12 protein-coding genes are annotated in these 12,149 nt (G+C 50.5%); 5 read left to right on the top strand and 7 right to left on the bottom strand.

The annotated features are described in order from the left end of the window. Positions 1-93: 93 nt before the first annotated feature. Positions 94-822, bottom strand: a complete 729-nt coding sequence (gene rpaB / locus AWQ22_RS05010) for a response regulator transcription factor RpaB (RefSeq protein ID WP_012306606.1) — start codon at positions 820-822, stop codon at positions 94-96. Positions 823-1,043: 221 nt separating this feature from the next. Between rpaB and radA the strand changes: the two genes are divergently transcribed. Next, positions 1,044-2,465 carry a DNA repair protein RadA gene (gene radA / locus AWQ22_RS05005; protein ID WP_065710389.1) on the top strand — a complete coding sequence of 474 codons (1,422 nt, stop codon included), beginning with the start codon at positions 1,044-1,046 and terminating at the stop codon, positions 2,463-2,465. 420 nt (positions 2,466-2,885) lie between these two features. Here radA and AWQ22_RS05000 read toward each other — a convergent pair whose 3' ends face one another. Continuing rightward, positions 2,886-3,440, bottom strand: coding sequence for a tetratricopeptide repeat protein (locus AWQ22_RS05000; protein ID WP_065710388.1), 555 nt, complete (start codon positions 3,438-3,440; stop codon positions 2,886-2,888). Between the two features lie 126 nt (positions 3,441-3,566). Then, positions 3,567-4,544: a cysteine synthase A gene (locus tag AWQ22_RS04995; protein WP_065710387.1), complete on the bottom strand. Its 978-nt coding sequence runs from the start codon at positions 4,542-4,544 to the stop codon at positions 3,567-3,569. A gap of 237 nt (positions 4,545-4,781) precedes the next feature. Here AWQ22_RS04995 and btpA point away from each other — a divergent pair, with 237 nt between their 5' ends. Continuing rightward, positions 4,782-5,615 (top strand): photosystem I biogenesis protein BtpA, encoded by an 834-nt coding sequence (btpA, locus tag AWQ22_RS04990; RefSeq protein WP_012306602.1) that lies wholly within the window; start codon positions 4,782-4,784, stop codon positions 5,613-5,615. A 118-nt stretch (positions 5,616-5,733) separates the two neighbouring features. On the opposite strand, the gene AWQ22_RS04985 is transcribed toward btpA, so the two are convergent. Both AWQ22_RS04985 and AWQ22_RS04980 read right to left on the bottom strand, forming a co-directional pair. Further along, positions 5,734-6,696 (bottom strand): CAP domain-containing protein, encoded by a 963-nt coding sequence (locus AWQ22_RS04985; RefSeq protein WP_084448957.1) that lies wholly within the window; start codon positions 6,694-6,696, stop codon positions 5,734-5,736. Positions 6,697-6,728: 32 nt separating this feature from the next. After that, a complete protein-coding gene (locus AWQ22_RS04980) occupies positions 6,729-7,202 on the bottom strand; it encodes a low molecular weight protein-tyrosine-phosphatase (RefSeq protein ID WP_065710386.1) in 474 nt (157 codons plus the stop codon). Between the two features lie 142 nt (positions 7,203-7,344). Between AWQ22_RS04980 and AWQ22_RS04975 the strand changes: the two genes are divergently transcribed. Beyond that, the gene (locus AWQ22_RS04975) at positions 7,345-8,718 is read left to right on the top strand and encodes a GDSL-type esterase/lipase family protein (RefSeq protein ID WP_065711636.1); all 1,374 of its coding nucleotides are present in this window, start codon (positions 7,345-7,347) and stop codon (positions 8,716-8,718) included. On the opposite strand, the gene AWQ22_RS04970 is transcribed toward AWQ22_RS04975, so the two are convergent. Then, positions 8,715-9,704, bottom strand: a complete 990-nt coding sequence (locus AWQ22_RS04970) for an NAD(P)-dependent oxidoreductase (RefSeq protein ID WP_065710385.1) — start codon at positions 9,702-9,704, stop codon at positions 8,715-8,717. The two genes, AWQ22_RS04975 and AWQ22_RS04970, sit on opposite strands and share 4 nt — an antisense overlap. Positions 9,705-9,845: 141 nt before the next feature. Here AWQ22_RS04970 and AWQ22_RS04965 point away from each other — a divergent pair, with 141 nt between their 5' ends. Both AWQ22_RS04965 and AWQ22_RS04960 read left to right on the top strand, forming a co-directional pair. Next, a complete protein-coding gene (locus AWQ22_RS04965) occupies positions 9,846-10,310 on the top strand; it encodes a glutathione peroxidase (protein ID WP_065710384.1) in 465 nt (154 codons plus the stop codon). A 148-nt stretch (positions 10,311-10,458) separates the two neighbouring features. Then, positions 10,459-11,517 carry a M42 family metallopeptidase gene (locus tag AWQ22_RS04960; protein WP_065710383.1) on the top strand — a complete coding sequence of 353 codons (1,059 nt, stop codon included), beginning with the start codon at positions 10,459-10,461 and terminating at the stop codon, positions 11,515-11,517. Here AWQ22_RS04960 and AWQ22_RS04955 read toward each other — a convergent pair. Further along, positions 11,514-12,077 (bottom strand): Uma2 family endonuclease, encoded by a 564-nt coding sequence (locus AWQ22_RS04955; RefSeq protein ID WP_065711635.1) that lies wholly within the window; start codon positions 12,075-12,077, stop codon positions 11,514-11,516. The genes AWQ22_RS04960 and AWQ22_RS04955 overlap by 4 nt on opposite strands. Between the last annotated feature and the right edge of the window lie 72 nt (positions 12,078-12,149).

Here is a 12,149-nt window from a genome sequence, read left to right as displayed (position 1 = left end):
GTCAGATCTAGCATCCCCAGTCAAAATTTAAGACCACGGTCAAACATTCATCCCAACCATGATCTTAAAAGTTTATCCGTACAATTCTTGGGGTTATTCATCACCCGGTTCGAGGATCCGCTGAAACAGATAACCTGTACCTCTGGCTGTCAAAATAAGTTCGGGATTGCTGGGGTCATCTTCTAGTTTGGCGCGCAACCGGGAAATATGCACATCCACAACGCGGGTATCCACATGGCGCTCTGGGGTGTAGCCCCAAACTTCTTGGAGGATTTCTGAGCGAGAAAAAGGTTCCCCAGAACGGCTGACCAGTAATTCCAACAGGCTAAACTCCATCCCTGTGAGTCGAATACGTTCATCGCCTTTGTAGACCTGGCGCTTATTGGTATCAATGCGGATCGAACCCACATGGATAACCCCAGAGCTAGGAATGCCCGTACCACCATTTTTTTCAACACGCCGCAGGACAGAACGGATGCGCGCTTCTAGTTCTTTGGGGGAGAATGGTTTTACGACGTAATCATCGGCCCCAAGCTCCAAACCTGTGATGCGGTCCGCCACATCCCCAAGGGCTGTGAGCATAATAATCGGCACATCGGATTCTTTGCGGAGTTCTTGGCAGACGCCATAGCCATCGAGCTTGGGCATCATCACATCGAGAACCACAAGATCGGGGTCTGCTTCATCAAATGTGGCGAGGGCTTCTTCACCATCAGCGGCGGTCACAACCTCGTAACCAATCATGGAAAGGCGGGTTTCGAGGATGCGGCGGATGCTGGCTTCGTCGTCAACGACAAGAATTCTTTCTTTATGATTTTCCAAGTTCCTTCACGCTCCTGTTGACTTTCGGTAAGTGTTGTTGAAGTTTATTAAGTAGAGTTATCTAGATATAAGAATATCGCTTTCCTGAAATCTGATGGGAGTCTGAGGTCGGGTTTTCGGGAAAATGAGAAGTTTTTTAAGATTTATTTTGGAAAGTGTGCGGTTTTTCGGGGTGATGCTGCCACCGAGGGAAATTCATTGTGATGGGGAGATGACAAGTCATGGCTAAGGCAAAAACGGTTTATGTGTGTCGTGAATGTGGGGCAGAGGCGCGGCAATGGCTCGGTAAATGCCCAGATTGTGGGGTCTATGGGTCGCTGCAAGAAGAGATCCGCGAAAAGGAAAGCAGTACTGGTGTGAGTCGTACCTGGCACCATAAGCCGAAAACAACCAGAAAAACAGCCAGTCCAGTCTCTCGCACTGCGGTGAAATTTACAGATATTGATACTCGCCAACGGATGCGCTTTGGGTCTGGGTTTGGGGAATTAGACCGGGTGCTTGGGGGTGGCTTAGTGCCTGGCTCTTTGGTGTTGATTGGGGGCGATCCGGGCATTGGGAAATCGACATTATTACTCCAGGTGGCCTATCAACTCAGCACAAGTTTACCAAGAATTTTGTATGTGTCGGCGGAGGAATCGGGCCAGCAAATCAAACTCCGGGGCGATCGCCTCCGGGATGCAGCCCACCCCCCAGAAGAAAATTTATATGTACTAACGGAAACGGGCCTCGAAACGATTTTGGCTGAGTTGGAAACTCTCCAGCCCCAGGTGGCAGTGATCGATAGTATTCAGACCTTGTATTATTCCGCCTTGGGTTCCGCCCCCGGTTCAGTGTCCCAGGTGCGGGAATGTACCTCGGCTTTGATGCAAGTGGCGAAGCGGGAAAACATTACGCTGTTTATCGTCGGTCATGTCACCAAGGAAGGGGCGATCGCCGGGCCACGGGTTTTGGAACACCTCGTTGATACGGTGCTGTATTTCGAGGGAGATAGATATGCCTCCCATCGGCTGTTGCGTTCCGTGAAAAATCGCTTTGGGGCGACCCATGAGGTGGGAATTTTCGAGATGGGAGAACAGGGTTTAGAGGAAGTGCTCAATCCTTCAGAACTTTTCCTCGGTAACCGCGAAGAGGCCACCCCCGGTACCGCCACCGTTGTTGCCTGTGAAGGCACCCGGCCCCTTTTAGTAGAATTGCAAGCCCTAGTCAGTCCCACCAGTTATTCTTCCCCTCGGCGTTCCACCACAGGCGTTGATTATTCTCGTCTCCAGCAAATTTTGGCGGTGTTAGAAAAGCGAGTGGGCATTCCCCTTTCTAAGTTAGACGCCTATGTGGCTTCGGCGGGCGGTCTGACAGTTTCGGAACCCGCCGTTGATCTGGGGATTGCCATTGCTTTGGTCGCTAGTTTCCGCGATCGCCTTGTTTCACCCCAGACTGTGCTGATCGGGGAAGTGGGTTTGGGGGGACAAATTCGGCCTGTTTCTCACCTCGAAACTCGCCTCAAGGAAGCAATGAAATTAGGCTTTACCCGTGCCATTGTGCCCAAAGGCCAAAAGTTACCAGACGGTTTGAACCTCGATATTATTCCCGTGGCTCGCGTGCTGGATGCAATCGTCGCTGCCCTGCCTGCCGATGGCAAAGAATAGACCCCGTTAAGGCAATTGGAGTTTGAGCAATTTAACGGACTTATTCTTTATCGTTCATCGCTGTGGTGCCTTTGATCAGCATGAATAAACCGCTGGCAACGATCAAAAACGCCAAGATGCCCATCACAATATCTAAAGTTTGGGTTTCCATAAAATCAATCCACACAATTGTCAGTTAGCACAATCAAAATTTCAGTTGACAAAGTCATTTACTATCTCCTCATAGTACTTGAGAGTTTAATTTTTTCTGTAATTCATGGATTTTTGCTTCGTAGAAAGTATCTTTGACTTCACCTGCCCATTTTAGAGCTTGTTCTATGTCTAGCTTTGCTTTTTGTTTCTGATTAACAAATATGTAAGCTAAAGCACGAAAATAGTAGCTGTGATGATCTTCGCCATAATCATTTCCATGTTTTTTGTCTAGCTCAACAGCTTTTTAAAATCATTGATTGCCATCGTTCTGTCTCCTATTTCTAGGCGTGCTAGTCCTCTTAACCAAAACGATGGGGCATAGCTTCCATTTTCACGAGATACTTGAATGCAATCTTCTATGCACTCTAAATAATTGTCAAAAGAGTAATGAGCGATTGCACGATTATACAGATATGCATCTTCTTTAGTACCTTTAGAAAAATAGAAAATTGCAACTTCAAAATTCCCTAAATGCATCGCGCTGATGCCGCAAAGATCATACGAAGTTTTCTCAACTTCTTTCAGTTCAACGTTGCGACAAAGTTCAATAACTCTTTTATAAATTGAAATCGCTGCTTGCCAATCTCTTGCGGCAAATTTTTCATCACCTTGCCGTCCGAGGATTTCAATTGTATCTAGTGCCTCTTTTTGCTTTTGGGCAATTTTTTCATCTGAAGGAGATTCAGTTTCAGGAGGCATCAACGAGGCAAGAATCAGCAACAAGGCCAGGACACAGGAGATAATCCCAATGATGGCAAAGAACCAAAGCCAAAATTCACTCATAGGATCTAAATGACAAGTTTTTTATTTGACTATATCCTCATCATTCCCCTAACTGTAAATATGGCTAACTTTGGTAGCTTTCAGACTAAGGTTACTCACCTTTACTCTCCTTACATAGTTTGAATATTAGTTAGGAATAGATAGCCCTTTACTGGCGAGCCATTCTGGGTTAAAGAGGCGAGATTGATAACGAGCGCCACTGTCACACAACACCGTCACAATCGTATGACCCGGCCCCATTTCCTTGGCGAGGGCATAGGCAGCACCGACATTAATCCCCACGGAGCCTCCCATAAACAGGCCATCTTTTTTGAGAAGTTGATACACAACCCGTACCGCTTCCTGGTCATCAACCCGAATGGCGTCGTCCATGGGCACCCCTTCCATATTGGCGGTAATGCGTCCTTGACCAATGCCTTCCGTGATCGACCCCCCTTCCCGGTCGAGTTTGCCCGTTTTCACATAGCTGTAGAGCACACTGCCCATGGGATCGGCCACGACACATTTAACGTCAGGATTTTTTTCCTTCAGGTAGAGGGCGGTGCCAGCATAGGTGCCCCCAGTACCCGTAGCAGCCGTCCAAGCATCAATTTTGCCGTCGGTTTGAGCCCAAATTTCGGGGCCAGTGGTTTCGTAGTGGGCGCGGCGGTTGGCCAGATTATCAAACTGATTGGCCCAGATCGCATTTTCTGTCTCTGCGGCGAGCCGTTGGGAATATTTCACGTAATTGTTAGGGTCGGCATAGGGCACGGCTGGAACCGTAATCACTTCGGCCCCCAGAGTGCGGAGCAGATCAATTTTTTCTTGGGACTGGGTTTCGGGGATCACAATGATGCATTTGTAACCCTTGGCATTGCAGATATGAACCAGACCAATGCCTGTGTTTCCTGCGGTGCCTTCGACAACGGTGCCACCAGGTTTGAGCAGGCCCCGTTCTTCGGCGTCTTTGATGATGTAGAGGGCGGCCCGGTCTTTGACGGAACCACCGGGATTGAGAAATTCTGCTTTGCCTAAAATTTCACAGCCCGTTGCTTCACTAAAACTGTTTAGGCGAATGAGGGGGGTGTTGCCAACTGCACCAACAAAACCGTCTTTGATATCCATAGGTTGATTCTGTTTCTTCTGTCTTTTGCACTGTGGGTCGCAATCCTCCTATTGTGACATGGGCTGGTTCGATTCCTGTGGTGAATTATGGAGGCGATCGCCTTTTCTTCGGGGAAACAAAATTTTGGGGAGGCCTGCCCCTGATATACTAATTTACGCCCTATCCCAAGCCTGCAAAGGTGACGAGGCATCGCTCCTGTGGGAGTGACCCTGTACAAACGAACGTAAAGAAAATCAGTGGATCTCAAACATCTTTTCCAGACCGAAAATCCCATCCTTGGCGTTGTTCACCTGTTGCCTTTGCCCACCTCTGCCCGTTGGGGAGGTGACTTTCGTCAGGTGATGGACCGCGCGGAACAGGAAGCAACGGCCCTCGCTGCGGGGGGGATTGACGGCATTATTATCGAAAACTTCTTTGATGCCCCCTTCACAAAAGACCGGGTTGATCCCGCCACCATTAGTGCCATGACCCTAATCATGGATCGTCTTGCGGGGTTGGTGACTGTTCCCCTGGGGCTTAATGTCCTCCGCAATGATGCCAAAAGTGCGATGGCGATCGCCGCCTGTACTGGCGCCCAGTTTATTCGTGTGAATGTGCTCACCGGGGTAATGGCCACCGACCAAGGCTTAATTGAAGGCAATGCCTACGAACTGCTGAAATACCGCCGCGAACTCGATGCAGACGTAGCAATCTTGGCAGATGTCTTAGTGAAACACGCCCACCCCATCAGTACGCCTAACCTCACCGCCGCCATCCACGACACCGTAGAGCGGGGTTTAGCCGATGCAGTAATTCTCTCTGGTTGGGCGACGGGTCAAGTGCCGAAAATGGACGACTTGAAAGATGCCCGTGCCAATGCAGGGGATACGCCGATTTTGATTGGTAGTGGTGCCACCTGGGAGAATATCGGCAACCTCCTCCAGGTGGCCGACGGGGCCATTGTCGCCAGTTCCCTCAAACGTCATGGCAAGCTCAGTGAACCCATTGATCCGTTGCGGGTGTCGCAGTTTATGGAATCGGCCCAACAGGGGATTAAAATTCGCCAGATGCGCCAGAAACAATTTGCCTAATCCTGTGTGCGGGCACGGGTGCTGTATTTTTTAAAAGTTCTGGCTTGATGCTGATGCTTTGCGGACAGTGCGGTGCTTGCTGTTTTTTACCTGAAAAATATTGTCCAATCCCCAGGGCTTAGTAAGGTCGCTGACCCCGGTAATTACCGGGGGGATCATAGTTGCAGACCCAAACTTCCCAACCATTATCCTTACGCACCATACCACAACCGACTTTCTCCGTATCACGCCACACGATTTGGGTATAGTGGCCACACACTTTACCTGGTTGGCAGCGGTTAGTGCCGTAGTCATAGTCCTGGATTTCGTTTCCCCAAAGATTCACCACCGCCGTCGGCGAGAGCACTAAATTACTAGACTTCGCAATATTTTCACCGTAGTCATCGCTGGTGTTGTGTTCTACCCTCTCCTGGGCTGCTAAGCGTTCGGCCCAAGTTTGGGCATGGTTGGCGAGGGTTTCTGACCAAACTAAATCTGGCAAATTGTGGGGCGATCGCCACTCATTATGGGCCGCTAACATCTGTTCGATGCCAGCCTGGGTGGAGAGATCAAATTCACTCACTTCAATCCCGGCGGCTTTTGCCTCTGCCACTGAACGCACCCGTTGGGCCACAACATCTGTTTCAAGGCGGCCATTGTCGCGATATTGCACCGTAAAGCGATTTCCCGTGCGGGAGCTATAGCTGTAAGTACGAATACTGGCTTCGACCCAAACGCCATCCCGTTCGACATAAATGGGTTCACTGACGCTATTGATTTGGGGTAAGCGGCCCGCTACAGGTTGAGTAGCGACGGTTGGCCGTAATCTTTCTGGGCTGACATTGTCTTCCACGAATCCCACGTCCAAATACCGCACTTGATAACGCACGGCTGCTTCGGGAGCACTTTGGATAGCAAGGATTTCACCGGGACGCCAACTCCCTTGCCGCTCGATGTCAACTTTATCACCCACCTCAAAGGTCGTTGCCTGGGCCAAGAGAATTGGGGTTGGCCCCTGGGGAACTGGATGACTGTGACTAGCTGCTCCCTGGAACCAAAAGAGGCCCAACAAGGCGATCGCCGTTACATTGCGGATAAACATGGTGTGACCGAGAAAATAAACTGCCTACACCATCACATTTCCTGTTTAATCTCCTGGAGGAGTCCTTGGCAGGCATCGAGGAGCAAATCAATCACATAGTCAAAACCCGATTGGCCGCCGTAGTAGGGATCTGGCACTTCGCTGTCGGGAAAATTCGTGGCGTAGTCACACATCATTTTAACTTTTTCGCCATAGATATCCGCCCGGTCTAGGGACAAAATGTCACGATAATTAGCGCGATCCATTGCCAGGATCAGGTCAAATGCTTCAAAATCAGCGCGGGAAAATTGCCGGGCGCTACCCACCAGACGAATATCGCGCTTTTGGGCCGCTGCCTGCATCCGTCGGTCTGGAGCTGCTCCTATGTGATAGCTAGAAGTCCCGGCCGAATCGCAGAGAATTTTATTGCTTAAACCTTCTTGTTTCAGGAGATGCCGCATAATATTTTCGGCGGAGGGGGAACGGCAGATATTACCGAGGCAAACGAATAATAATTTATAGGCCATTGTCAATTTTTTTCAGCTAAGGGGCGATCGCAATTTTGCAGTGTACCCCAAATTCCTCCCCGGAAAAGCACAAATTCCCCATGACAAATGGGCCATCTCCCTTGAAAATAGTTGGAAATTCTCTCGTAAAAGGAAAGCGTACATGTTTAGTCGCGGTCGCCGTCGTTACTCGTCCCTCGGTCGAAGAAAAAAGAAAAAATCCGTTTCTCCCTGGACGATCCTGGTGGCTGTACCGGTGGTACTGCTCGGCCTCGAAGTGGTGGCTCGGCTTGGGTCTGGCTATTTTGAAGGACAGGATGATCAGCTCTCCCAGGAGGCGATCGCCTACAGCCTAAAATTTGTCGATGACGATCAAAACGTCTACCAAGGGTTAGACAATCGCGGCGAACTTCTCGCCCAGAAAGCCATTGCCACAGGCTACGAACTGGTCGGCAGCCAAGAGAGTGAATTTTTTAGCCTCAACGAACAAGGTTTCCGGGACGAAGAACCGCTGCCTGTCGCCAAACCCCAAGATGAAATTCGTGTGTTTATCCTTGGCAATTCCACCGCCTTTGGTCGGGGTGCCCAGACAAACCAAGAGACGATCGCCGCTTTCCTCGAACAACGTCTCCAAAACCGTGTCCAAGACCAACGACAATCCCCCGGCACCTATCGCCCGGACGTTTTCCCTTTCTTTCCGCCGACCCGCAATCGCTTGGCCCAACTGCCCGCCAAAATTCGAGAGGGAAACTACCGTGTGGTGAATGTGGCCGTACCTGGCTATAGCTCTGGCAATGAGTTGGCCCAGCTTGCCCTGAAGATTTTGCCCTACCAGCCGGATTTGATTGTTCTTCTCAACGGCTATGAAGATCTTCTCCTCCCCAGTGACCAAGCGGCGACGGAGATTCCGAAATTAGCAGAATTTGCCAAAAATCCCGATGCCTACTTCCACCAATACCTCAAGGAATCCTTCCGAAACAAGGCCGAACAAAGTGCTTTAATGCGGGCCGTTTTTGCCTTGACTTCCCCCCGCAAAGCAAACCAAGGGGGCGAAGTGTTTAGCATTCGTGAACGCAACACAACGGGCTTGGCGCAACAACTCCCTAACTCCGATGCAGAATTTCAGGAACGCCTAGGGCGCTACCAGGACAATCTGGCGCAGATGGTGGGGCTGTGTGGTGCGGCCCAAATTCCGTTGTTAGTGGCCCTCCAACCAGAAATCACTGGACGCCCTGAAGCTCAACTTGATCCGACGGAAGCAGCGATTCGCCAGCAGCTTGGGGATAACTACACAGAAAAAATGACCACCTATTACCCCCAGTTTGCTGAGACACTGCAACAACTGGCCCAGGACTTTCCGAATAATCTGGAGTTTATTGATTTTTATCGCCTCGATAATCAGTTCCCCACGCCGACTTTTATCGACCCGATCCACATTAATGCTGCTGCAAATGAGGTGATGGCTGAGCAACTTTACGGGGCGATCGCCAATTTACCAAAGATGCAGATTATCCCGGAAAATTTCTTCCTGGATTAAGGACGACGTCGGGGGGGAATGCCAGCGCTGGTGAGGACATCACTCAGTTTTGGGCAAGCGGATTCTAAACCGAAGCTGCGGGGATTGTAGGTTTTGCCGTAGGTGAAATGGCGGTAGTCGATGCAAAAGCGATCCCAGGCCGCCAACTGAATCCGAAAAACTTTAATAATGAAATTCGCCAACCACAGGGACAGAGGAATTTTAAAGTAAATTTTTTGGCCCATGTGCTCACACAATTCGGCGATCGCCCTGTCGGCGGTTAACGGTTCATTGCCCAACACAAACTGGCGATCGGGGTCTAATTCTCCGGGGGGCAAATCAAAGTGGATGGTTGGTGGATTTTCTGCCAGATGGCGCACGACCCGCGCAATATCTTCACCGTGGATAAAGTGGAAACTGCCGTCAGCACTGAGGAACTTGGCGATGGATAGCCATTTAATGTGATCCCGCAGGCCCCCCGACAGATGGGAAAAGGGTTTATTTTCACCGCCCCCTGCCACCAGGGTGGGGAAAACCACGGAAATTTTCGGTGCTAATTTTAAGGTGCCGAGCTTTTGGTAACACTCGTATTTCGTGCGGATGTAGTCGGTGCCAAAGTCCCGGGCCTCCGTGAGCACTTCATTGTTGCGCCCCAGAATACTCGCCGTAGAAAAATAAATTACCTGTTCGCAAATTTCTGGATCGAGCAGATCAATAAGCTGGGCGGTTTTTACCACGTTGGTTTCAAAGGATTCCTGGGCACCACCCCAGGCTGTGGCCGCCAAGATCGCCACGTTAATCGTTTTCAGGAGGTCTGCCTGCTGCTCAATATCTAATAAATCCCCCTGCACCACATGAATGCCGCCCCGGGCTTCGGTGTTGAAGCGTAATTTTTCGGGCGATCGCACCAACAGATAAAGCTCGTAATCGGTGTGGTAAATAAACGTTTCAGCAAGGTAATGGCCAATGCAGCCACTAGCGCCAGTGATAAAGACCTTTTTCGTCATGGGTGGGCGGGATGCGCGATGGAAAGTTGCCCCTTAGTTTAGTATGTGGGGGCCTGTCCCGAAAAATTTTGACCGAGCCTACCCCTGCTCCCCGTCGATCCCCGATAATGGGAACTGTCGTAATAATTCGTAATCATCACCATGGCTTTACCCACAGTGTTAAAAACCCTAGACGGCGCGCCCCTCAGCCCGGAAACCCTCGAAAATAAAGTCGTTTTATTCGTGAATGTAGCGAGCAAATGCGGCTTGACGCCCCAGTACAGTGGCCTGGTTGCCCTCGATCAAGAATATGGCGATCGCGGTTTGGTGATTGTCGGCGTTCCTTGTAATCAGTTCGGCGCCCAGGAACCCGGCACCCCTGACGAAATCAAAGATTTCACCAAGACCAAATATGACGTAGATTTTACGCTCCTTGAAAAGCAGGATGTCAACGGCGCAAACCGCAGCCCTCTGTACCAGTTCCTCGTGGGAAATGGCCCCGACATCGCCTGGAACTTCGGCAAATTCCTCGTCGGCCGTGACGGTGAAGTCATCGAACGCTTTGAGCCCCAGACGGCCCCTGATGACGCAAACCTGAAAGCGGCCATTGAAAAAGCTTTGGGTTAATACATCCCCCTAAATCCCCCTTCGGAAGGGGGACTTGACATTGGCGATCGCTCCTTCCCGCACTTCTGTTTTTCTTCAGATAAAGTTGCGAGAATTGTGGGGGCGATTTTCCTTATTTTTTCTCTATTCTCCACAACTTTTTTTGACCATGAGCCACGATTTTGACCTGCTTTTTGAGCAAATTTCTACCTTAGTCATGCACCATTCTCCCAGTGGCCAAGAAACAGAAATTGACCATTATCTCCTCGCTCTATTCGCCAAACTTGGGGTGAACCATTGGCAAGACCGCGCTGGCAATATCATCGTGAAAATTCCTGGTCAGAATCCGGAAGCAGGGGCGATCGCCATCACCGCCCACAAAGATGAAATCGGGGCGATCGTTAAACAGGTGGATGAACGCACGGGTCGCGTGGAAATTCGAGCTTTAGGTGGGGCTTATCCCTGGATCTACGGCGAAGGGGTGATGGATATCCTCGGTGATAACACAACGATTTCCGGGATTTTGAGCTTTGGGTCGCGCCACGTTTCCCATGAGTCCCCCCAGAAACTACTGCAAACGGAAAAACCCGTCCAGTGGCACCAGGCTTGGCTGGAAACGAAGTGTCATAGTAGTGAACTGCTTGCCGCTGGGGTGCGGCCGGGGAGTCGGGTCGTAGTCGGGAAACACCGCAAAAAACCGTTCCGCCTGAAAAATTACATCGCCAGCTACACCCTCGATAACAAAGCCTCCCTCGTCATTCTGATTGAACTGGCCCAACGACTCAAAAATCCCCCCCAAGATGTTTATCTGGTCGCCTCAGCAAAGGAGGAAGTGGGGGCTGTGGGAGCGCTCTACTTCAGTCAAAATACTCAACTCGATGCCTTAGTTGCCCTGGAAATTTGTCCCCTGGCGCGGGAATATGCGATCGCCGCTGGGGATCGGCCCGTGTTACTGTCCCAGGATGGTTACGGGATCTACGATGAAGGCTTGAATCAAGAAATTATCACTGCCGCCGCTGGCATTCACCGACCGCTCCAACAGGCGATTATCCAAGGATTCGGTAGTGATGCTTCCATTGCGATGAAATTTGGCCATGTGTGCCGGGGCGCTTGCCTCAGTTTCCCCACGGAAAATACCCATGGTTACGAGATTGCTCACCTTGGGGCGATCGCCCACTGCATTGATATTTTGTTCGCCTACTGTCAGCATCCGAAAAGTCGAGCTTAACGAAAGACCTGATCAATGGCGATCGCAAAATCGGGTAATAAAGGTGAAGTGAGAGCATCATCACCCAGTAAAGTACAGACCAACTCCAACTGCGCCTGATTGCGCCGATAGACCTCAATGGCTTTCAGTCGCCAATCCACCACCCAATATTCCTGCACCCCATAGAGCGAATACAATTTACGCTTTGCCTCTTTATCCCGCTGCTCATTCAATTTGCCCGCCGAGAGAATTTCGATCATTAGTTCCGGCGCAACGGTAAAATGCCCCGACTCATCCACACCCGTTTCGAGACGCGCATTGCTCACCCACACCACATCTGGAATCACGCCATCATTCGGAGAGAAGACCACCCCTGGAGCCTCAAAAACACGACCAAGACCTGATTGGTCTGACCAATTACCTAGGGCGATGTGAAGCCGACTGGCAGCACTTTGATGAAAAATATGGGGCGCGCGGGTCACGATTAATTCTCCATCAATAATTTCATAGCGTTTCCAGCCGCCATCGTCGGGCATGGCTTCGAGATCCTGTACTGTCCAGCGAACTGCATTGGCAACCATGGTTTTTCTGGGAGTATTGATATTTTTAGTGTAGTCGATGTCTTCTGGGGCGATCGCCCACTGCTCAGCGCC

It is taken from the genome of Picosynechococcus sp. PCC 7117, assembly GCF_001693275.1.
Classification (GTDB): domain Bacteria; phylum Cyanobacteriota; class Cyanobacteriia; order Cyanobacteriales; family MRBY01; genus MRBY01.
This window is presented reverse-complemented; position numbering and strand designations above follow the sequence as displayed.